17 protein-coding genes and 1 pseudogene are annotated in these 23,276 nt (G+C 45.6%); 13 read left to right on the top strand and 5 right to left on the bottom strand.

Translation table 11 applies throughout. The features are described 5' to 3' along the window. From OH461_RS19365 to rpoC, 9 genes and pseudogenes are all read left to right on the top strand, one after another. Window positions 1-112: pseudogene (locus tag OH461_RS19365) on the top strand (elongation factor Tu); the annotation flags it as partial. A gap of 276 nt (window positions 113-388) precedes the next feature. Next, entirely contained in the window at window positions 389-769 is a 381-nt protein-coding gene (secE, locus tag OH461_RS19360) for a preprotein translocase subunit SecE (protein ID WP_260261283.1), read from the top strand. Window positions 770-782: 13 nt separating this feature from the next. Then, the gene (nusG, locus tag OH461_RS19355; protein ID WP_260261284.1) at window positions 783-1,331 is read left to right on the top strand and encodes a transcription termination/antitermination protein NusG; all 549 of its coding nucleotides are present in this window, start codon (window positions 783-785) and stop codon (window positions 1,329-1,331) included. Between the two features lie 164 nt (window positions 1,332-1,495). Further along, window positions 1,496-1,924 carry a 50S ribosomal protein L11 gene (rplK, locus tag OH461_RS19350; RefSeq protein ID WP_006957115.1) on the top strand — a complete coding sequence of 143 codons (429 nt, stop codon included), beginning with the start codon at window positions 1,496-1,498 and terminating at the stop codon, window positions 1,922-1,924. Between the two features lie 4 nt (window positions 1,925-1,928). Beyond that, window positions 1,929-2,630, top strand: coding sequence for a 50S ribosomal protein L1 (gene rplA / locus OH461_RS19345; RefSeq protein ID WP_237319038.1), 702 nt, complete (start codon window positions 1,929-1,931; stop codon window positions 2,628-2,630). Window positions 2,631-2,925: 295 nt separating this feature from the next. Then, window positions 2,926-3,420 (top strand): 50S ribosomal protein L10, encoded by a 495-nt coding sequence (rplJ, locus tag OH461_RS19340; protein ID WP_270022176.1) that lies wholly within the window; start codon window positions 2,926-2,928, stop codon window positions 3,418-3,420. Between the two features lie 57 nt (window positions 3,421-3,477). Further along, on the top strand, window positions 3,478-3,846 hold the full coding sequence (gene rplL / locus OH461_RS19335; protein WP_270022175.1) for a 50S ribosomal protein L7/L12: 369 nt from the start codon (window positions 3,478-3,480) through the stop codon (window positions 3,844-3,846). A gap of 239 nt (window positions 3,847-4,085) precedes the next feature. Then, window positions 4,086-8,114, top strand: a complete 4,029-nt coding sequence (gene rpoB, locus OH461_RS19330) for a DNA-directed RNA polymerase subunit beta (protein ID WP_270022174.1) — start codon at window positions 4,086-4,088, stop codon at window positions 8,112-8,114. Between the two features lie 90 nt (window positions 8,115-8,204). Then, complete coding sequence (rpoC, locus tag OH461_RS19325; RefSeq protein WP_270022173.1) at window positions 8,205-12,407, top strand: DNA-directed RNA polymerase subunit beta'; 4,203 nt, start codon at window positions 8,205-8,207, stop codon at window positions 12,405-12,407. A gap of 179 nt (window positions 12,408-12,586) precedes the next feature. Here rpoC and rsd read toward each other — a convergent pair whose 3' ends face one another. After that, complete coding sequence (gene rsd, locus OH461_RS19320; protein WP_270022172.1) at window positions 12,587-13,081, bottom strand: sigma D regulator; 495 nt, start codon at window positions 13,079-13,081, stop codon at window positions 12,587-12,589. A gap of 178 nt (window positions 13,082-13,259) precedes the next feature. Here rsd and nudC point away from each other — a divergent pair, with 178 nt between their 5' ends. The 4 genes from nudC (at window position 13,260) to OH461_RS19300 (ending at window position 17,266) form a co-directional block, all read left to right on the top strand. After that, window positions 13,260-14,030: an NAD(+) diphosphatase gene (gene nudC / locus OH461_RS19315; protein ID WP_270022171.1), complete on the top strand. Its 771-nt coding sequence runs from the start codon at window positions 13,260-13,262 to the stop codon at window positions 14,028-14,030. A gap of 274 nt (window positions 14,031-14,304) precedes the next feature. Next, entirely contained in the window at window positions 14,305-15,372 is a 1,068-nt protein-coding gene (gene hemE, locus OH461_RS19310; RefSeq protein ID WP_270022170.1) for a uroporphyrinogen decarboxylase, read from the top strand. A 174-nt stretch (window positions 15,373-15,546) separates the two neighbouring features. Next, a complete protein-coding gene (locus OH461_RS19305; RefSeq protein ID WP_270022169.1) occupies window positions 15,547-16,182 on the top strand; it encodes a TetR/AcrR family transcriptional regulator in 636 nt (211 codons plus the stop codon). 127 nt (window positions 16,183-16,309) lie between these two features. Then, window positions 16,310-17,266 carry a DHH family phosphoesterase gene (locus tag OH461_RS19300; RefSeq protein WP_270022168.1) on the top strand — a complete coding sequence of 319 codons (957 nt, stop codon included), beginning with the start codon at window positions 16,310-16,312 and terminating at the stop codon, window positions 17,264-17,266. Window positions 17,267-17,283: 17 nt separating this feature from the next. Here the strand turns inward: OH461_RS19300 and OH461_RS19295 are convergent, their stop codons facing one another. From OH461_RS19295 to OH461_RS19280, 4 genes are all read right to left on the bottom strand, one after another. Continuing rightward, window positions 17,284-18,420, bottom strand: a complete 1,137-nt coding sequence (locus OH461_RS19295; protein ID WP_270022167.1) for a murein hydrolase activator EnvC family protein — start codon at window positions 18,418-18,420, stop codon at window positions 17,284-17,286. A 176-nt stretch (window positions 18,421-18,596) separates the two neighbouring features. Further along, window positions 18,597-20,129, bottom strand: coding sequence for a 2,3-bisphosphoglycerate-independent phosphoglycerate mutase (gene gpmM / locus OH461_RS19290; protein ID WP_270022166.1), 1,533 nt, complete (start codon window positions 20,127-20,129; stop codon window positions 18,597-18,599). A 273-nt stretch (window positions 20,130-20,402) separates the two neighbouring features. After that, entirely contained in the window at window positions 20,403-21,290 is an 888-nt protein-coding gene (locus tag OH461_RS19285) for a DMT family transporter (RefSeq protein ID WP_270022165.1), read from the bottom strand. A 92-nt stretch (window positions 21,291-21,382) separates the two neighbouring features. Continuing rightward, complete coding sequence (locus tag OH461_RS19280; RefSeq protein ID WP_270022164.1) at window positions 21,383-23,263, bottom strand: methyl-accepting chemotaxis protein; 1,881 nt, start codon at window positions 23,261-23,263, stop codon at window positions 21,383-21,385. Window positions 23,264-23,276 lie beyond the last annotated feature (13 nt).

The following is a 23,276-nucleotide window of genomic DNA, read 5'->3' as shown; positions in this document are numbered from 1 at the left end:
GATGACTGTAGAGCTAATCGCACCAATCGCAATGGACGAAGGTCTTCGTTTCGCGATCCGTGAAGGTGGCCGTACAGTAGGTGCTGGTGTTGTTGCTAAGATCTTCGCTTAATTCTTAGGGATTAACGGAAGTCTTCGTAAAATCTTTGAATAAGATTTGACGAACCAGTAGCAAAAAGGGCATCATTTGATGCCCTTTTTCTTAGCTAAGCATAATGTTTGCTGATTTCTTGTCCAAGCAGATGTGAAGCAGGATTAATTGGTGGATTTTTGTTCGCTGATTAATAAAAAAGAGTACGTCGATTCGTAAGAATTGCCGTTTCATGGATTTGCCCTGCAACAGCGGGGTTGTTGTCGTCTATATTAAGACTTGTGACAGGTTGGTTTTATGAAAGCAAATAATGCTGAAACTCCTGATAGCTCAAATGGCGCAGACATTTTTAAGTGGATTATCACTTTTGCTCTAGCCGCTGCCGCTGTTGTGGGTAATTACCTGTATGGTGAAATGTCTGTAGTGATTCGCGCTGCAGGTGTAGTTGTAGCCATTGCCGCGGCACTTGGTGTTGCAGCTACGACTACGAAAGGTAAAGCAGCAATCAGTTTTGCGAAAGAATCTCGCATGGAAGTTCGTAAAGTGGTTTGGCCAACGCGTCAAGAAACTCTACAAACGACACTGATTGTTTTAGCTGTAAGTATTGTAATGGCTCTAGCACTTTGGGGCATTGACGGCATTATGGTTCGTCTTGTCGCACTAGTGACTGGGGTATAGAGGGTTTTTATTCATGAGTGAAGCTCCAAAAAAACGCTGGTATGTAGTTCAAGCCTTCTCTGGATTTGAAGGTCGTGTAGCTCAATCTCTTCGCGAGCATATCAAAATGCACAGCATGGAAGAGCTATTCGGTGAAGTACTAGTCCCTACTGAAGAAGTAGTGGAGATCCGCGCTGGGCAACGTCGTAAGTCTGAGCGTAAGTTCTTCCCTGGTTACGTCCTAGTTCAGATGATCATGAACGATGAATCATGGCACTTAGTGCGCAGTGTTCCGCGTGTCATGGGCTTCATTGGTGGTACCTCTGATCGTCCTGCTCCTATCTCTGATAAAGAAGCAGATGCGATCCTTAACCGTCTTGAGAAAGCAAGTGAAGCTCCTCGTCCTCGTACTATGTACGAAGCGGGTGAAGTGGTTCGTGTTACTGACGGCCCATTTGCTGACTTTAACGGTACCGTTGAAGAAGTGGATTACGAGAAGAGCCGCATGAAGGTGTCTGTATCGATCTTTGGTCGTGCAACACCAGTTGAGCTTGAATTTGGTCAGGTTGAAAAACTGGACTAAGACTCTTAGTTAAAGAGTATAAAAAATCACCTTTTTAGGGTTGTACAAGGCGCGAATTATGACTATAATTTCGCGCCTTTTTACTTCTTCCGAAGTAAAAAGATTTTAATCAACGGGGAGCTGATCAGTCGATTAGCGCTACTACCCAAAATTTAGGAATTATCATGGCTAAGAAAGTTGAAGCTTACATCAAGCTACAAGTTGCTGCTGGTATGGCGAACCCAAGTCCACCAGTTGGTCCTGCACTAGGTCAACACGGTGTTAACATCATGGAATTCTGTAAAGCGTTCAACGCGAAAACAGAATCTATCGAAAAAGGTCTACCTACTCCAGTTGTTATCACTGTTTACAACGACCGTTCTTTCACGTTCATCACTAAGACTCCACCTGCTGCTGTTCTTCTTAAGAAAGCTGCTGGCGTTAAGTCTGGTTCAGGTCGTCCAAACACTGAAAAAGTTGGTACTGTAACTGACGCTCAAATCCAAGAAATCGCAGAAACTAAAGCTGCTGATATGACTGGTGCTGACATCGAAGCAATGAAGCGTTCTATCGCTGGTACTGCTCGTTCAATGGGCCTAGTGGTAGAGGGTTAATAAGATGGCTAAACTAACTAAGCGCATGCGCGTAATCCGCGAAAAAGTTGACGTAACTAAAGAATACGAAATCAACGAAGCTGTTGCTCTTCTTCAAGAACTAGCGACTGCTAAATTTGTTGAGTCTGTTGACGTTGCAGTTAACCTAGGCATTGATGCTCGTAAATCTGACCAGAACGTACGTGGTGCAACTGTACTACCTCACGGTACTGGCCGCGAAATCCGCGTTGCAGTGTTCACTCAAGGTGCAAACGCTGAAGCAGCTAAAGAAGCTGGCGCAGACATCGTAGGTATGGAAGATCTTGCTGAGCAAGTTAAGAAAGGCGAAATGAACTTCGACGTAGTTGTTGCTTCTCCAGATGCAATGCGCGTTGTAGGTCAACTAGGTACTATCCTAGGTCCTCGCGGTCTAATGCCAAACCCTAAAGTTGGTACTGTAACTCCTAACGTTGCTGAAGCAGTTAAGAACGCTAAAGCTGGTCAGGTTCGTTACCGTAACGACAAAAACGGCATCATCCACACTACTATCGGTAAAGCAAACTTCTCTGCTGAGCAGATCAAAGAGAACCTAGAAGCACTTCTAGTTGCTCTGAAGAAAGCTAAGCCATCTTCAGCGAAAGGTACTTTCCTGAAGAAAGTAAGCATCTCTACTACTATGGGTGCTGGTGTTGCTGTTGATCAGGCTAGCCTGAACACAGTTGCGTAATTAATTTTACGACACACTTATTTACTTAGGCGCAAAGTTCTCGTATAATTTTGCGCCTAATATTTGTGGTTGGGGCTGAACTTTGGTTCTATGAACTATGACCCAGTCTCCGTCCAAGACCGTAGGTGTTTGAGTTTGTTTATCAAACGATAACTTAATAATCCTACGTAGATGGTGCCCGAACTGACAGAAAGCTCTATATTTTATAGTTACCTTTCTTCTGGGAAGCACCTCAATAACTCTCACTGTTGTGATAATAGTGAGTGGTGTAACTACAACCAGGAGTAAATCCAAGATGGCTTTAAACCTTCAAGACAAAAAAGCAATTGTTGCTGAAGTCAACGAAGCAGCCAGTGGTGCACTTTCTGCAGTAATTGCTGACTCTCGTGGCGTTGAAGTGGGCGCGATGACATCACTACGTAAACAGGCTCGTGAAGCTGGTGTTTACATGCGTGTTGTTCGTAACACTCTAGCGCGTCGTGCGGTTGAAGGTACAGACTACGAGTGTCTAACTGACACTTTCACTGGTCCTACTCTAATCGCTTTCTCTAACGAGCACCCAGGTGCTGCAGCGCGTCTTTTCAAAGACTTCGCTAAAGAGAACGACAAATTCGAGATCAAAGCTGCTGCATTCGAAGGCGCAGTTACTGATGCTGACGTACTAGCGACTCTACCAACTTACGACGAAGCAATCGCACGCCTAATGATGTGCATGAAAGAAGCTTCTGCTGGCAAGCTGGTACGTACTTTCGCTGCTATCCGCGATCAAAAAGAAGAAGCTGCGGCGTAAGCCTTGCTTTTTACTTGTTGCAAAATAAACTTATTGTTGACTTAAAAGAGAATTGTTATGTCTATTACTAACGAGCAAATCCTAGACGCAGTTGCAGAAATGTCTGTAATGCAAGTTGTTGAACTAATCGAAGCAATGGAAGAGAAATTCGGTGTTTCTGCTGCTGCTGCTGTTGTAGCTGGCGGCGCTGCTGCAGGCGAAGCTGCTGCTGAGCAAACTGAATTCGACGTAATCCTAACTGCTGCTGGCGGTAACAAAGTTGCTGTAATCAAAGCAGTACGTGGCGCAACTGGCCTAGGTCTTAAAGAAGCTAAAGCTCTTGTAGACGGCGCACCTGCACCTCTAAAAGAAGGCGTTGAGAAAGAAGAAGCTGAAGCTCTTAAAGCTCAACTAGAAGAAGCAGGCGCTTCTGTTGAAGTTAAGTAATTATTACTTAATTTCTTAGCCGAACGGCTAATGGCTGGTGGTTTTATGACCACCGGCCTTTTTGCGCTGTAGGGTCTTGGTGAATTTTCCCGCTGTTTAAGCACCACTACCCGAGCAAAAATCATTAAGTTCTGACGAATTTAATGTCACCACCTTAAACAGTCGTTAGTCACTGTCCCCCCATCTCACATGGCGAAGTCGGACAGTTTGGGTCACTTATCAGCGAGCTGAGGAACCCCATGGTTTACTCTTATACCGAGAAAAAGCGCATCCGTAAGGACTTTGGTACTCGTCCACAAGTTTTGGACATTCCATACCTGCTATCGATCCAGCTCGATTCGTTCGAAAAATTTATCGAACAGGATCCTGAAGGGCAGTACGGTCTAGAGGCTGCTTTCCGTTCTGTATTCCCTATCCAGAGCTACAACGGCAACTCTGAGCTGCAATACGTTAGCTACCGTCTTGGTGAGCCAGTATTTGATGTTAAAGAATGTCAAATCCGTGGCGTAACGTACTCAAAACCACTACGCGTAAAACTACGTCTAGTTATTTTTGATAAAGACGCGCCAGCAGGCACCGTTAAAGACATCAAAGAACAAGAAGTCTACATGGGCGAAATTCCGCTTATGACAGACAATGGTACCTTCGTAATTAATGGTACCGAGAGGGTTATCGTATCCCAGCTGCACAGAAGCCCTGGCGTTTTCTTCGACAGCGATAAAGGTAAGACCCACTCATCAGGTAAAGTTCTATACAACGCACGTATCATTCCTTACCGTGGCTCATGGTTAGACTTTGAGTTCGATCCTAAGGACAACCTGTACGTACGTATCGACCGTCGTCGTAAGCTACCTGCTTCAATCATCCTTCGTGCACTAGGTAAATCGACTGAAGAGATCTTGGATCTGTTCTTCGAGAAAGTGAACTTCGAAGTGAAAGATCAAACTCTACTTATGGAGCTTGTTCCTGATCGTCTACGTGGTGAAACTGCGTCATTCGACATCGAAGCAAATGGCAAGACTTACGTTGAGACTGGTCGTCGTGTAACTGCGCGTCATATTCGTCAACTTGAAAAAGATGGCGTTGAGCACATCGAAGTACCAGTAGAGTACATCGTTGGTAAAGTTGCATCGAAAGATTACATCAATGAAGACACTGGCGAGATCATCGTTGGCGCTAACCAAGAAATTAGCTTGGAAGCTCTAGCGAACCTTTCTCAAGCAGGTCATAAAGCTCTACAGACGTTATTCACTAACGATCTAGACCACGGCCCATTCATGTCAGAAACTGTACGCATCGACAGCACTGTTGATCGTATTTCTGCACTGGTAGAAATCTACCGCATGATGCGTCCTGGCGAGCCACCAACGAAAGAAGCTGCGGAAGCTCTATTCGAAAGCCTATTCTTCTCTGAAGAGCGTTACGATCTATCAACTGTTGGCCGTATGAAGTTCAACAGCTCAATCGGTCGTGAAGATGCACAAGAGCAAGGCACACTAGATGAGCTAGATATCATCGAAGTGATGAAGAAGCTTATCGCTATCCGTAACGGCATCGGTGAAGTGGACGATATCGACCACCTAGGTAACCGTCGTATCCGTTCTGTTGGTGAAATGGCTGAAAACCAATTCCGCGTTGGTCTTGTACGTGTTGAACGTGCAGTGAAAGAGCGCCTAAGCCTTGGTGACCTTGATGCAATCATGCCTCAAGACCTAATCAACGCTAAGCCTATTTCAGCAGCGGTTAAAGAATTCTTTGGCTCTTCACAGCTTTCACAGTTCATGGACCAAAACAACCCTCTATCAGAAGTGACGCACAAGCGTCGTATCTCTGCATTGGGTCCAGGTGGTCTAACTCGTGAACGCGCAGGCTTCGAAGTACGTGACGTACACGTAACTCACTACGGTCGTCTATGTCCAATCGAAACGCCTGAAGGTCCAAACATCGGTCTGATCAACTCACTATCTGCATTTGCACGTTGTAACGAGTACGGTTTCCTTGAGACTCCATACCGTCGTGTAGTAGATGGCGTAGTAACAGACGAAGTAGATTACCTATCTGCGATCGAAGAAGGTCAATACGTTATCGCTCAGGCGAACACGGTTCTGACTGAAGAAGGCACATTTGCTGAAGAGCTAATCACAGCTCGTCAGAAAGGTGAATCTGGTCTTCACCCACGCGAACATGTTAACTACATGGACGTTGCAACAAACCAAGTAGTATCTATCGCTGCATCGCTTATCCCGTTCCTAGAACACGATGATGCGAACCGTGCATTGATGGGTGCGAACATGCAACGTCAGGCCGTTCCAACACTTAAGGCTGACAAGCCTCTAGTTGGTACTGGTATCGAGCGTAACATCGCAGTTGACTCTGGTGTTACAGCAGTAGCTAAACGTGGTGGTACAGTCCAGTCTGTAGATGCTTCTCGTATCGTTGTTAAAGTGAACGAAGAAGAGTTGATCCCTGGTGAAGCAGGTATCGATATCTACAACCTAACTAAATACACTCGTTCGAACCAAAACACGTGTATCAACCAGCGTCCATGTGTGATGCCGGGTGAACCAGTAGCACGTGGCGACGTTCTTGCTGATGGTCCTTCAACAGACCTTGGTGAGCTAGCGCTTGGTCAGAACATGCGTATCGCGTTCATGCCTTGGAACGGTTACAACTTCGAAGACTCGATCTTAGTATCTGAGCGCGTAGTTCAAGAAGACCGCTTCACGACTATCCACATTCAAGAGCTTTCTTGTGTGGCGCGTGATACCAAGCTTGGTGCTGAAGAGATCACAGCTGATATTCCAAACGTAGGTGAGTCTGCTCTATCTAAACTAGATGAGTCAGGTATCGTTTACATTGGTGCAGAAGTGAAAGGCGGTGACATCCTTGTAGGTAAAGTAACGCCTAAAGGTGAAACTCAGCTAACTCCTGAAGAGAAGCTACTACGTGCTATCTTCGGTGAAAAAGCATCAGACGTTAAAGATACGTCTCTACGCGTACCTAACTCTGTTTCAGGTACTATCATCGACGTTCAAGTATTTACTCGTGACGGTGTTGAAAAAGACAAACGTGCACTTGAAATTGAACAGATGCAGCTAAAAGAAGCGAAGAAAGACCTAACTGAAGAATTCCAGATTCTTGAGGGTGGCCTTCTAAACCGTGTTCGCGCTGTACTAATCGAAGGTGGTTACTCTGAAGCGAAACTAGACACTACTGATCGTAAGAAGTGGCTAGAGCTAACGCTAGAAGACGACGCACTACAAACTCAGCTAGAGCAACTTGCTGAGCAGTACGACGAGCTTAAAGCTGACTTCGATAAGAAGTTCGAAACTAAGCGTCGCAAGATCACACAAGGTGATGATCTAGCACCGGGCGTACTGAAGATCGTTAAGGTTTACCTAGCGGTTAAACGTCGCATCCAACCTGGTGATAAGATGGCCGGTCGTCACGGTAACAAGGGTGTAATCTCTAAGATCAACCCTGTTGAAGACATGCCATACGATGAGAAAGGTCAGCCTGTAGACATCGTACTTAACCCACTGGGTGTACCATCGCGTATGAACATCGGTCAGATCCTAGAAGTACACTTAGGTCTGGCAGCGAAAGGTATCGGTGACAAGATCAACCAGATGGTGAAAGAGCAGCAAGAGCTTGCGAAATTCCGTGACTTCCTGCAGAAAGTTTACTCTCTAGGCGACACTCGTCAGAAAGTAGATGTTGCAGCACTAACGGATGATGAAGTTCGTACACTGATCAAGAACCTACGTGGCGGTCTACCAATTGCGACTCCAGTATTTGACGGTGCTCCTGAATCATCAATCAAAGCGCTTCTTGAGCTAGCAGACCTACCAACGTCTGGTCAGCTAACGCTATTTGATGGTCGCACAGGTGATGCGTTTGAGCGTCCTGTAACTGTAGGTTACATGTACATGCTGAAACTGAACCACCTTGTTGATGACAAGATGCACGCTCGTTCAACTGGTTCGTACAGCCTAGTAACTCAGCAACCACTAGGTGGTAAAGCTCAGTTCGGTGGTCAGCGTTTCGGTGAGATGGAAGTATGGGCACTAGAAGCATACGGTGCTGCTTACACGCTTCAAGAAATGCTAACTGTTAAGTCGGATGACGTTAACGGCCGTACTAAGATGTACAAGAACATCGTAGACGGAAACCACAGCATGGAACCTGGTATGCCAGAATCGTTCAACGTACTGTTGAAAGAGATTCGCTCGCTAGGTATCAACATCGAGCTAGAAGACGAAGAGTAATCCCTTTTTCTTATAGAGAAAGCTGATTATTTGGTTGAAGGTGCTCACTTTTGCGGGTGAGCCCCTTTTAACTCCTTACAGGAGCTGATTGTGAAAGACTTATTAAACTTTCTAAAAGCGCAGCATAAGACCGAAGAATTTGATGCAATCAAAATCGGTCTATCTTCACCAGACATGATCCGTTCATGGTCTTTCGGTGAAGTTAAAAAACCTGAAACGATCAACTACCGTACGTTCAAACCTGAGCGTGATGGTCTGTTCTGTGCGCGTATCTTTGGTCCAGTAAAAGACTACGAATGTCTTTGTGGCAAATACAAGCGCCTGAAACACCGTGGTGTTATCTGTGAGAAGTGTGGCGTTGAAGTTACACAAACTAAAGTTCGTCGTGACCGCATGGGCCACATCGAGCTTGCATCACCAGTAGCTCACATCTGGTTCCTAAAATCACTACCGTCTCGTATCGGTCTACTAATGGATATCCCTCTACGTGATATCGAACGTGTTCTTTACTTCGAAATGTACGTAGTAACAGAACCGGGTATGACTGATCTAGAGAAGAAACAGATGCTTACTGAAGAAGAGTATCTGGATCGTCTAGAAGAGTGGGGTGATGAATTCACCGCTAAGATGGGTGCTGAAGCGATCAAAGATCTGCTTGGTACTATGGATCTACCTGCTGAAATCGAAGAGATGCGTGAAGAGCTTGGCTCTACCAACTCAGAGACTAAGCGTAAGAAGATCACTAAGCGTCTTAAGCTGGTTGAAGCGTTCGTTCAATCTGGTAACAACCCAGAGTGGATGATCCTAACTGTACTTCCAGTACTACCGCCAGATCTACGTCCTCTAGTTCCACTAGATGGCGGTCGTTTTGCCACTTCTGATCTGAACGACCTATACCGTCGTGTGATCAACCGTAACAACCGTTTGAAGCGTCTTCTAGAGCTAGCTGCTCCGGACATCATCGTACGTAACGAAAAACGTATGCTGCAAGAGTCTGTTGATGCGCTACTAGATAACGGTCGTCGTGGTCGTGCGATCACAGGTTCAAACAAGCGTCCTCTGAAATCTCTTGCTGATATGATCAAGGGTAAACAAGGTCGTTTCCGTCAGAACCTTCTAGGTAAACGTGTAGACTACTCTGGCCGTTCTGTAATCACAGTTGGTCCATACCTACGTCTGCACCAGTGTGGTCTTCCTAAGAAGATGGCACTTGAGCTATTCAAACCATTTATCTACAGCAAGCTAGAGACTCGTGGTCTTGCGACTACAATCAAAGCTGCTAAGAAGATGGTAGAGCGCGAAGAAGCTGTTGTTTGGGATATCCTAGACGAAGTTATCCGCGAACACCCAGTACTATTGAACCGTGCACCTACACTTCACCGTCTAGGTATCCAGGCGTTCGAACCAGTACTAATCGAAGGTAAAGCGATTCAGCTACACCCACTTGTGTGTGCGGCGTACAACGCGGACTTCGATGGTGACCAAATGGCGGTTCACGTACCTCTAACTCTAGAGGCACAGCTTGAAGCTCGTACTCTGATGATGTCGACAAACAACATTCTGTCGCCAGCGTCAGGTGATCCGATCATCGTACCTTCTCAGGACGTTGTATTGGGTCTGTACTACATGACACGTGACAAGATCAACGTGAAAGGTGAAGGCATGTACCTTGCTGGCCCAGAAGAGGCTGAGAAGGCATACCGCACTAAGAGCGCTGAACTACACGCACGCGTTAAAGTACGTATTACTGAAACAGTTAAAGACGAAGATGGCAACAGCACTACTGAGACTAAGATGGTTGATACAACTATCGGTCGTGCAATGCTATGGCAAATCGTTCCTGAAGGCCTACCGTTCAGCATCGTTAACCAAAAACTTGGTAAGAAGCAGATCTCTAACCTTCTAAACGAGGCGTACCGTAAGCTAGGTCTTAAAGACACAGTAATCTTCGCTGACCAAATCATGTACACAGGTTTCGCTTACGCGGCACTTTCTGGTGTATCTGTAGGTATCAACGACATGGTTGTTCCACCTGCGAAATACACTGAAATCGCTGAAGCGGAAGAAGAAGTACGCGAAATCCAAGAGCAGTACCAATCTGGTCTTGTAACAGCGGGCGAACGCTACAACAAAGTGATCGATATTTGGGCATCGACCAACGATCGCGTAGCGAAAGCGATGATGGAGAACCTATCTTCTGAAACGGTTATCAACCGTGACGGTGAAGAAGAGCAACAAGAGTCATTCAACAGCATCTACATGATGGCTGACTCGGGCGCTCGTGGTTCTGCAGCTCAGATTCGTCAGCTAGCTGGTATGCGTGGTCTGATGGCTCGTCCAGATGGTTCGATCATCGAAACGCCGATCACTGCGAACTTTAAAGAAGGTCTAAACGTACTACAGTACTTTATCTCTACCCACGGTGCTCGTAAGGGTCTAGCGGATACAGCACTTAAGACAGCGAACTCGGGTTACCTAACTCGTCGTCTAGTAGACGTAGCACAAGACGTTGTAGTAACTGAACATGACTGTGGCACTCATGAGGGTGTTGACATGATGCCTCACATCGAGGGTGGTGATGTTAAAGTTCCTCTAGCTGAGCTTGCTCTAGGTCGTGTAGTTGCTGAAGACGTTCTTAAGCCAGGTACTGAAGATGTTCTGATCCCACGTAACACTCTAATCGATGAGAAGTGGTGTCAGATCATGGAAGAGAACTCTGTAGACAGCATGAAAGTGCGCTCAGTAGTTACTTGTGATTCAGACTTCGGTTGTTGTGCACAGTGTTACGGTCGTGACCTAGCACGTGGTCACCTAGTGAACCAAGGTGAAGCAGTGGGCGTTATCGCTGCTCAGTCTATCGGTGAGCCGGGTACACAGCTAACGATGCGTACGTTCCACATCGGTGGTGCGGCATCTACTGCAGCAGCAGAGAACAGCATCCAAGCTAAGACAACGGGTACAGTTAAGCTACACAACGCTAAGTTTGTAACGAACAAAGATGGCAAGCTAGTAATCACTTCTCGTGCATCTGAACTTACTATCATTGATGAGTTCGGTCGTACGAAAGAGAAGCACAAACTTCCTTACGGTTCGATGCTAAGCAAAGGCGATAGCGACGCAGTAACTGCTGGTGAAACAGTAGCGAACTGGGAAGCGCACACAATGCCAATCATCACTGAAGTAGCTGGTCGTATCCAGTTCGTAGATATGATTGATGGTGTGACTGTTTCTCGTCAAACTGATGATCTAACAGGTCTATCTTCTTCAGAAGTTACAGATGCTGCGGCTCGTCCATCTGCAGGTAAAGATATGCGTCCAGCTATCAAACTTGTTGATGAACAAGGTAACGACGTAATGATCCCTGGTACTGAAATGCCAGCTCACTACTTCCTACCTGGTAAGGCGATCGTTAACATCGAAGACGGCGCAGAAGTAGGCGTGGGTGATACTCTATCTCGTATCCCTCAGAAATCTGGCGGTAACAAAGATATCACCGGTGGTCTACCACGCGTAGCTGACCTATTCGAAGCTCGTAAGCCGAAAGAGCCTGCGATCCTTGCTGAGCACACAGGTACTGTGAGCTTCGGTAAAGAAACGAAAGGTAAGCGTCGTCTAGTGATCACTCGCGAAGGCAACGAAACTTACGAAGAAATGATTCCTAAGCATCGTCAGCTGAACGTGTTTGAAGGTGAGCGTATCGAACGTGGTGACGTTATTGCAGATGGCCCAGAGTCTCCGCATGACATCCTACGTCTACGTGGCATCCACGCTGTGACACAATACATCGCGAACGAAGTTCAAGAAGTATACCGTCTGCAAGGCGTTAAGATTAACGATAAGCACATCGAGACTATCGTTCGTCAAATGCTACGTAAGTGTACTATTACTCACGCTGGTGACTCTGAGTTCCTACCAGGTGAGCAAGTAGAATACTCACAAGTTAAGATTGCTAACCGTGAACTTGTAGCTGAAGGCAAAGAGCCTGCACGTTTCGAGCGTGAGCTACTAGGTATCACTAAAGCGTCTCTAGCAACTGAGTCGTTCATCTCTGCGGCATCGTTCCAAGAGACAACTCGCGTACTAACAGAAGCTGCGGTTTCTGGTAAGCGTGATGAGCTACGTGGTCTGAAAGAAAACGTAATCGTTGGTCGTCTAATTCCAGCGGGTACAGGTTTCGCTTACCACCAAGATCGTCAAGCTAAGCGTGTTGAAGAGCAAGAAGGTCCATCAGCTGAACAAGCGACAGACAACCTTGCAGCACTGCTTAATGCAGGCTTCTCTTCTGACGAGTAATCGTAAAGAGCAATAGCTTAAAATGATAAAAGGCACCATAGGGTGCCTTTTTTGTTGCCGATAAAATAGGGGAGTGCAAAGAATTCATATCTCTACTGATATTTTTAGCAGCGTTAAAACGCAAAAAGGCTGGCACCACAGTACCAACCTTTTTATATACATCAGCAATGAAAGCTTACTTATGCACCAGGAGGTACGGCTAAGCTATCTGCTATAAGCTGAATGAGGTGATCTTCTACTTCAAATCGAACTTCAATGATTTCACCAATCGCAGATAAGTCATTATCGAAGTCATCTAAGGTGTCGTCTTTGTCGACCGCTGCATATTTGTCAGTAAAATTGAGTAATGGGTCGGTAGTGAGAACGATTTTAGCGTAAGTGCTATTGATGTCGTCTGTCGCTTCAAAGCCTGTAGCGCGCCATTGATCCATCACCATATCGTAAATCTTGAAATGGCCTTCAGAGATGTAGTCGACAAGTTGTTGGCAGAAATTTTGAAGTTCAAGTGGCGTTGGAAGCGAAGAAAGAGTGGCTTTTTGAGTTGCGGGTTGAAGTGCGGCAAGCTGGCAATATTCAACAATCAACTTCTGTCTGGTTTCTAACCAATGATCGATGACTTCACTCGAGCCACCCCATTGTTGCTGTGTCTGTTTGAATTTATTTAGCATGACCATGCCCTCATGATCGGATCACGTACATGTGATCATTAAACTTTGTTTAGCAAAGCGAATATAGATAAACAACCTATTGTCCTTACAAGAATTTGTAGTTTATTACTCGTTCTTCTACAAACTCTGGTATGAAATTAGATTGCCAGTAAAATGGATGAACTGCAAGCAATGAGGGGTGGTAATGTTAAAGAAAGGTGACATAATCCGTACGCAGGATGCTTATTGGTGTGTTGTGTCAGGAAGTGACATTTGGCTAGAGAATGGCGCTTTGCCATTTGGCTCAGCCGAGGTTTTTGGTTTACCCGAGCAGCAAGCAATCTGTGTGGGATACTATCAAGACAAGCCAGTGATGTGGCTGAATGATGAACAAGTCGAACAGACGCTTTCTATGGGTTCTCTCAGGGACTGTCTAGAGTATCCAGAGTCATTATTCCTATTAATGAGCAAAGCCATCCAGTATGGCCACATGACGCAGACGATACGCTTCTGCCCGCAATGTGGTGGCCGTAATCATTTGAACCATAATCAATTGGCTATGCAATGCGGTGAGTGCCGTACTTTGCATTATCCTCGCATCTTTCCTTGTATTATCGTCGCCGTGCGCAAGCAAGGTGAAATCCTACTGGCTCAACACCCTCGTCATCGCAACGGTATGTACACAGTGATTGCTGGTTTTTTGGAAGTCGGTGAAACACTAGAGCAGTGTGTTGCCCGAGAAGTCAAAGAAGAAACGGGTATAGAGGTGAAAAATGTTGAATATTTTGGCAGTCAACCTTGGGCATTTCCATCTAGCATGATGATGGCTTTCACCGCTGAATATGCCAGTGGTGAGTTGATGCCTGATTATCGCGAGTTGACCGATGCGCAGTGGTTTGCATTTGATCAACTGCCACCTGTCGCGCCAAAAGGCACGATTGCACGATCATTAATTGATCTTACGGTATCAGAATAAGCGACTAAATTTATTGAATAAACGGCAAAAAAAACCCTCCGAGAGGGAGGGGGTAAGTAAGATGTCGTTATGAGATGCTGAACACTGAGTGTTCAGTTTATAATTGTAGTTTTCGCTAGCGATGAATTTGTAACACTGTTAGAAGATAGGCGCAAACTAACTATTTAATAAAAAGTTGATAACTTGATCTGGGTTGCAAAGCACCCGGATTTTGCGACTGAAACAGTGTTAGAATAACGCCTCAAAAATAAGGCCTAACGATTGGAAAAGCATAATGACCGAACTTAAAAATGATCGTTATCTGCGTGCGCTGTTAAAGCAACCAGTAGATTACACCCCAGTATGGATGATGCGCCAAGCTGGCCGATACTTACCTGAATACAAAGCAACTCGTGCTGAAGCGGGTGACTTCATGTCATTGTGCCGTAACGCTGAGCTTGCTTCTGAAGTGACACTTCAACCATTACGTCGCTTCCCTCTAGATGCTGCGATTTTATTTTCTGACATCCTGACTATTCCTGATGCGATGGGACTAGGTCTACGTTTTGAAACGGGTGAAGGCCCTGTATTTGATAAGCCGATCACTTGTAAAGCTGACGTAGAAAAGATCGGTATCCCTGATCCAGAAGGTGAATTGCAGTATGTGATGAACGCTGTGCGTCAGATCCGCAAAGATCTTAACGGTGATGTACCGCTGATCGGTTTCTCTGGTAGCCCGTGGACACTAGCGACTTACATGGTTGAAGGTGGTAGCTCAAAAGCATTCACCAAGATCAAAAAGATGATGTATGCAGAGCCACAAACGTTGCACCTTCTACTTGATAAGCTGGCAGACAGCGTGATTGAGTACCTCAATGCACAAATTAAAGCTGGTGCGCAATCTGTCATGGTCTTTGATACTTGGGGTGGTGTGTTAACGCCACGAGACTACAACCTATTCTCGCTACAGTACATGCACAAAATTGTTGATGGCTTGATTCGTGAAAACGATGGTCGTCGTGTGCCTGTGACGCTCTTTACTAAGAATGGCGGCATGTGGCTAGAGCAAATCGCCGCAACGGGCTGTGATGCGGTAGGTCTAGACTGGACGATTAATATTGCCGACGCGAAAGCACGTATTGGCGACAAAGTCGCATTACAAGGCAACATGGATCCATCCATGCTTTATGCGTCACCGGAACGTATTCGTGAAGAAGTGGCGACTATTCTTGAAGGTTACGGAGATGAAGGAACTGGTCATGTATTTAACTTAGGCCATGGTATTCATCTTGATGTGCCGCCAGAAAATGCTGGTGTGTTTGTAGAAGCGGTTCATGATTTGTCGAAACCGTATCACAAATAAGACATAGAAAACTCAAAGCGCCTGATAAGACCAGGCGCTTTTTGTTATCCGGTACACTGTATAACTTCAATGAAAGTTTGACTCAATCAGACAACTTTTATGGAAATTTTGTTCGAAAGGTCAACAGAGCCTCGTTATACTCGTTAGTAAACAGTAAGGGATACCAATTAAACAATGAAGACACGCGATAAAATTGTCCTAGCCGCATTAGAGCTATTTAACGAGCATGGTGAGCGAAACATCACAACCAATCATATCGCGGCACATATTGATATAAGCCCTGGTAACCTTTACTACCACTTTGCCAATAAGCAAGAGATTGTGCGCGAGATCTTTGCGCTTTATTCCAATGAGTTGCTCGAGCGTTTCTCACCAATTCAAGGCCAACAAGAAAGCCTCGTATTATTGAAGCTTTACCTGAATTCTATTTTTACGTTGATGTGGAAGTACCGCTTCTTTTACGCTAATTTGCCGGAGATTTTGCAGCGCGATGAAAAGCTGCATGAGGACTACATCAGCGTTCAAGAAAAGCTGCAAACCAACTTAGTTAATATTATGGCTTCTTTCATAAGTCTTGGCTTGTTAAACGTGACTAAGGCGGAAATGAAGCCATTAGTAAGCACGTTACATCTCATTGCCACTAGCTGGTTGGGCTACCAATCGGCAATGTCGCCAAAAACGCATATTACTGAAGAAGTCATCCATCAAGGCATGCTACAAATGATAGCCGTAGTGAAGCCGCGTGCGACGGCCATGGGTGCTGAGCAGCTTCAACTACTAGAAGATGGCGTTAAAGCCATGCACGCCTAGCTAACGGACCTTTGCTGACCAATATAATGGTTGGCAAGGGTTTATAACCTTTCGCTCTTTGTTTGTTTGATAACAACAGGTTACTTTATCTGTATCACACAAATGGCGAAGGGATTAAAGTAATAGTATGCATTATGATGTTTTTAACGGTGATGCCGATGGTATTATCGCTCTGCTTCAACTTCGATTAGCTTTCCCTAAGTCCACCACCCTTATCACCGGGGTTAAGCGTGATATTCAATTGCTTCAATCCCTTACGATTACCGCTGATGACTCTTTAACTGTGCTGGATATTTCGATGAACCGGAATCGTGAAGCATTGGATAAGGCTTTAGGTGTCGGTGCTGCGGTTTTTTATGCGGATCACCATAAAGCGGATGATATTCCTCAGCATGACAAGTTAGACGCGCATATTGATTTGGACGCCAACACTTGCACCGCACTGATCATTGATCAACTGCTTAATAGCCGCTTTCATTATTGGGCCATCGCGGCAGCTTATGGGGATAATTTGATCGCAAAGGCAGACAAATTAGCGCTAGAGGCTGGATTAACGCGGGAGCAAAGTGAACAGTTGAAACAGCTAGGTACTTTGATCAACTACAACGGCTATGGCAGTCAACTCGAAGATTTACATTTTCATCCTGCGGAATTGTTTAAAAAGCTTTTAGCCTATGATGATCCTTTTGCTGTGATAGCTGATCAAGCGTCGCCGTTTAATCATCTGAAGTTAGCGTATCAAGCGGATATGAACAGCGCTCTATCGACTGAGCCAACTCATCAAACCGAGCAATTTGCTTTATACCAATTGATAGATAGCGCGGCTTCGCGTCGGATATCAGGTGTGTTGGGCAATGAGCTTGCGAACCAAACGCCAAGTCGAGCTCATGCCGTACTGACTGAAAATCGTGATGGTACTTTTATGGTTTCTTTACGAGCCCCACTTGAGAATAAACAGGGAGCAGGGGATATCTGTGCTCAGTTTGAAACGGGCGGAGGGCGAGCGGCGGCTGGTGGGATTAACCGCTTACCTGCGCAGCAAGTAGATGCGTTGATTCAAAAAGTAGAAGCGTATTATCGATGATGGCTTAAGCAGTAAGCCTACTTGAGCCATCGTTTCGGGTTTTGAGTCTTACTGTTGCGGCGAATTTCGAAGTAGAGCGAAGCTTGATCTTGGCCTCCAGTATCACCTGCTAATGCTATCGATTCTCCGGCGATAACCTTGTCGCCTTCCTTCTTAAGCAAGCTTTGGTTAAAGCCATATAACGTCATATCGCCTTTACCGTGATCAAGCAGTACCACCAACCCGTAGCCACGTAAGTAATCAGCAAACACCACAGTTCCGGAATACACCGCTTTTACCGATTGGCCATAATTCGCTTTAATGACCATACCTTTCCAGTTAATTTGCCCGGTTTGGCTGGTGCCATAATTGTGTAAGACGCGTCCTTTAATTGGCCACGGCAGTTTACCTTTTTGGCGGCTTAGACCATCCATCGGTACTGCATTACGTTTTGCGGCTTTGGCTATCTCTGCTTTCAGACGAGCCTCATTGCGCTGCAGTTCAGATAAATAGACCTTGTCACTAGAGATACTCTTCTTAATTTTACTGACCGTTCCTTTACGCTGAGACTGGGTCTTGCTTAGTTGGTTGCGTTTATTGGTCTGTTGAGTCAGCAGCTTTTTGATTTGCTGTTGTTCCAAAGTGAGCTGTTGTTCACTTTGTTCTAATTCTGAAACGGTTTTTTCCAGTTCAGCGATAGTTGCGGCGCGCTGTTTAGCCAAATGTTGGAAGTATTGACTCATGCGGTCTTCTTCAACCCCTTGATTAAGGATATTGGCCGAAGACTTCGCTCGTTGGGTCACATAGTAGGTTTGCAATAACTGTTCAAGCTTATCGCTTTGTTTGGCTTTATCTTGCTCTAACGAATCAATCTTTTTGGTTAAGGCTTTAATGTTGGCATCGGTTTTTTTCAGCGAGGCTTTGGTCTGCTTAATGTCGCGCTCAAGCTGGTTGATAGATAGCTCTTGGTTTTTAAGTGACTTTTGCAGTTGATCGAGTTTGTTTTTCTGCGAGTTTAGCGCTTGTTTCTGGCGAGATATCTCACTGGATACCCCTTTAAGCTCGTTGTTAGAAGTCGCATGAACGGGAGTAGGAGAGAATGCAGCAAGGCAAATGATGAGCGCAAGTGGCTGTACAAGTTTGCGTATAAGTAGAGGATTTGCTCTTAGCGTCATTCGACCGTTCTGTCCTAACTGGTTGATTGGGTGTCAGTATACATAAAGAATTTCTAAGGGAGAAAGGACAAAGTCAAAACTTGTCGCAGGATTCCTATTAATAACCCATATAGATGAAATGCATGGATACAAAAACGCCCAAGCATTGCTCGGGCGTTTTAAGCTGAACGATAAAGTTACTTAACGATAACTTGACCAGACATTTCAGCTGGGATTTCTAGACCAGCAAGGCTTAGCATAGTTGGTGCTAGGTCTGACAGTTTACCGCCTTCAACAAACTCAACTTGTTTGCTACCTACGTACGCTAGAGGTACAGGTAGGTTAGTGTGAGCTGTGTGGATGCCGCCAGTTTCAGGGTCAACCATCATCTCTGCGTTACCGTGGTCAGCTGTTACCAGTAGTTGACCATCAACTTCGTTGATCGCTTCGATAACACGGCCCATGCACTCGTCGATAGCTTCAATTGCTTTCTTCGCTGCTTCGTAAACGCCAGTGTGACCAACCATATCTGGGTTAGGGTAGTTACAGATAATAGTGTCGTACTTACCTGACTTGATCGCTTCAACCAGTTTGTCTGTTAGCTCTGGAGAGCTCATTTCTGGCTGTAGGTCGTAGGTTGCCACTTTTGGAGAAGCAACGATTTGGCGATCTTCACCTTCAAACTCACTCTCAACACCGCCGTTGAAGAAGAAGGTTACGTGCGCGTATTTCTCTGTTTCAGAGATACGGAGCTGAGTTTTACCTTGTTTAGATAACCACTCACCGTAAGTGTTTTCTAGAGAAGCTGGTGGGAATGCGATTGCTAGAGGAATATCCGCTGCGTATTGCGTTAGCATAACGAAGTTGATTGCAGGGAATACTGCGCGCTCGAAGCCGTCAAATGCAGGTACGAAAGTACGAGTGATTTGACGTGCGCGGTCAGCACGGTAGTTCATGAAGATAACTGCGTCGCCGTCTTCAACGATAGCGTCTTCTTGGTCAGCTGTTTTGATTGCTGTTGCTTTAACAAACTCATCGTTTTCGTCACGAGAGTAAGCGGCTTCAAGGCCAGCAACGGCTGAATCGAAAGTGAATTCAGCTTTTGCTTGAGTGATTAGGTCGTAAGCAACTTGAACGCGGTCCCAGTTGTTGTCACGGTCCATAGCGTAGTAACGACCTACTAGAGAGGCGATACGGCCTTTACCTAGTTTAGCGAATAGCTCATCGAAGCGTTTTAGTGAGTTTTCAGCGCTACGTGGTGGCGTGTCACGACCATCTAGGAAACAGTGTAGGTAGATTTTCTCTGCGCCACGTGCCGCTGCCATTTCAACTGCTGCGTAGATGTGGTCTTCGTGAGAGTGAACACCGCCTGGAGACATTAGGCCCATTAGGTGAACAGCTTTACCTGCTTTAACAGCAGAGTCGATAGCTTCAACTAGTGCCGCTGTTTCTCCGAACTCGCCGTCAGCAATAGACTTAGTGATGCGAGTAAGGTCTTGGTATACAACGCGACCTGCACCGATGTTAGTGTGACCAACTTCAGAGTTACCCATTTGACCATCAGGTAGACCTACGTCCATGCCTGAAGCTGCGATTAGAGTGTTTGGGTTGTTGCTAAATAGCTTATCCAAGTTTGGAGTTTCCGCATTTGCAACCGCGTTATTTGCTGTATCTTCACGGTGTCCGTAACCGTCAAGAATTACTAGAGCCAATGGCTTCTTAGCAGACATAGATAAAACCTCGTCAAATTTAAGTAACTTTTTGGTATTGGGCATATTTACCCAATCGCCTTGAAACAAAACTAGCGTAATTTTACTACACTTTTTAACCAAAACTGTAGGTTAAGATCAAATATTGTTTGTGATTTCGCGTAGCTATCTTTCAGCTCGCAGCCTCATGTACCGCAAGACTGCATTGATAATGGGTATTATTCTCACCCAAAAAGTAAGAATGTAAAGATGAAATTACCGATTGAATTGATAGCAATTTGCGTAATTTATCATCTACTGGACCAATATTCCTGTGCCACATACGGCTAAAATCGCCCCTAACCACGCGTAGCGATTCGGTCGACGTTTGGTGTAAATCCAAAGTATAGGCAAAAGCATAATAGGGGTAGTGGACGAAAGTAATGCGACCATACCCACATCGCCTTCTTGTAAAGCGTACAAGATCAGTGTCATCCCAACGGCCATCGCAAGAAAACCATTCAGTGCGGTAATCGCAAATATTCTGATTGTCATTGGGTTGTGCGATCGCGCAAGCTTAGATCCGGTAAAGAAAAAGAGACAATGAGCGCTAAACGCAGTCATCATTCGCAGAGCGGAGGCGGCGACTGGATCAATATCTGTTTGCATCACGGGCTTAGCAATAATCCCGCCTAAAGCTTGGCATAGTGCGGCTAATAGCCCAAGCCCTACACCAATACTTACTTTGCCTTTGATGGTTTCAAGTTGGTTACTATCTTGGCCTCTACGACCAAAAAATATTGCGGTAACCACACCGACGAAGACTAAACTCGCGCCAACGAACTCCCACTGCGTCATACGTTCAGTGAAAAGGAAATAGCCTAATACCGCAGAAAACACCGCATGGCATGAAAAGAGTAGACCAGCTTGTCTTGGCCCCATGCGGTTAAGGCACGCGAACAGTGCAGTATCACCAATAAAGATACCAATTAGGCCAGAGAGTAGCATGGCAGATAAAGCGGACACAGTGACGCTGTCCCAGCCTCCGGTATACCAAGCCATAGAAGCGAGAATTAGGCTAGTGCATCCCATACGCCAGCGGCTATAGGAAAAAGTACCTAAATGTTGAGCGGGGGCGACCGAAAGTAAACTGGCGATAGCCCAAAGAAATGCAGCAGCAAGTGCCAGCCATTCGTATCCCATTAATTGACTCATCCATGTTTGGGATGCCCATGTAACGGGGTGTTACATGGGCGAGGCTGACAATATGCCTTAATTTAGATTGGATAGATAGATCAGACTTTAAAGCGGCCGACCGCTTGGCTCATCTCTTGTGCTGAGTGGTACATGTCGGTTGCACTTTCACTGCTTGAAACCGCTTGTTGCGATAGCACATCAGAGGCATCTTTAATGCCTTGGGTGTTACGGCTGATGTCTTCACTGACGGCACGCTGCTCTTCTGCTGCACTTGCGATTTGCAGTGCCATGTCGTTGATTTGGCTAATTGCGGCAGTGATTTCACTCAAGCTTTCAAATGCTTGTTGTGCATAATCGACGCTGGTATCAGCCAAAGAAGTACTGCTTTGCATGCTTGTCACCGCTTGCTTGGTATTACTTTGCAAGGTTTCAATCATAGTGCGAATTTCTTCAGTTGAACCGTGAGTACGTTGGCTCAATACGCGAACTTCATCAGCAACAACGGCAAAGCCGCGGCCTTGGTCACCAGCACGCGCTGCTTCAATCGCCGCATTCAGTGCAAGCAAGTTGGTTTGCTCAGCGATCTCTTGGATAGTCGATAGAATCTGATTGATGCTTTGCGTGTTGTTTTCTAGTTCAGAAATCACCCCTGCTGCTGCGGTGACTTGCTCAGCAAGATCAACGATCGCTTCACGGTTTTTCTGAATCACTTGTTGGCCAGCTTCACATGCGGTTGAAGAGCTCTGTGATGCACTTGCAGTCAGCTCGGCATGGTTTGCAACTTCTGCGGCAGTTGCTGACATCTCATGGATAGCCGTCGCAATCTGGTTAACATCGTTTTGTTGGTTTTCGACTTGCTGATTCGATTGCTGCGACAATTGGTTAGCTTGATCGGCCAAGTTCGCCAGATTGTCACTGCGGCTAATGATGCTCTTAATCATTTGCTGCATCTGTTCTAAGAAGTGGTTAACGTGCTCAGCCAGTTCTCCAATCTCATCCATGCGTTCAATCTTAATACGCTGGGTTAAGTCACCTTCACCTTGGGATAGCTCTTTTAGTGCGCTTGAAAGTACTTGTAATGGTGCAAGCAGCTTAGTAATGACGTAGGTACTGATTGAAGCGATGATCACATAAAGAATTAGCGACGCTATCGTGGTAAAGCGAACCTGCTCAGAAACAGAAGCGAACGCCATGCCTTCATCGACAACAATACCAAGTGACCATTGAGTGTTAGGCACGCGATCCATGTAAATGAGCTTGTCGCCTTGGTTTGGCCAACCAATAGTAGAAAGCGCAGAGTTATCAATCAGCTGAGCAACTTTATCATTGGTTAACGAAGGGTTGAGTTCGGTAATCGCCTTTTGCGTAAGGCTTTCATCTTGATAAGCCACAATGTTGTTGTTGCCATCAATCAGGAAGGCAAAGCCATCGTTGTCTAGGCTGACGTTTAATACTTCATCGATGATATTAGTCACGGTTAAATCTGCGGCTAACACGCCGTTACGTGCGCCACTAAATGCTTTCGCGAAGCTGACAACAATACTGCCATCAAAATCTTGATAAGGTTCGGTCAGTACTAAACCGTTTGACGATTTCGCATCTTGATACCAAGGGCGAGTACGAGGATCGTAATCTGCTGGCCAATCTTCGGTTTTATCGCCGTAAGAGATGGTGCCATCTTCAAACCCGGCATAAACAGAGAGGAAGTTACCTGCTCGTTTGGTAATGAGCATTTCACGTTCATGATCTTCAGAATCGAGGATGGTTTTTTCGTTCGCCAACATCATGTTACTGCGAATCGCTAACCAATCACTGATATAGCGAGTTGTCGCTACACTGACGTTAGACATTTCGCTATGAATAGCCGAAGAGGTTTCTTGCTTTAACTGGCTAATTGAAATATAGGCTTGAACGCCACTAACTATGGCAATGATGATTGCAATGGCTATTTGAATCTTAAGTTTAATGGTACGTCTCATTGTGTTACCCCGT

This window comes from Vibrio sp. LaRot3 (assembly GCF_027587025.1).
Classification (GTDB): domain Bacteria; phylum Pseudomonadota; class Gammaproteobacteria; order Enterobacterales; family Vibrionaceae; genus Vibrio.
The sequence above is the reverse complement of the archived record's forward strand: the minus strand, read 5'-3'. Positions and strand labels throughout refer to the sequence as shown.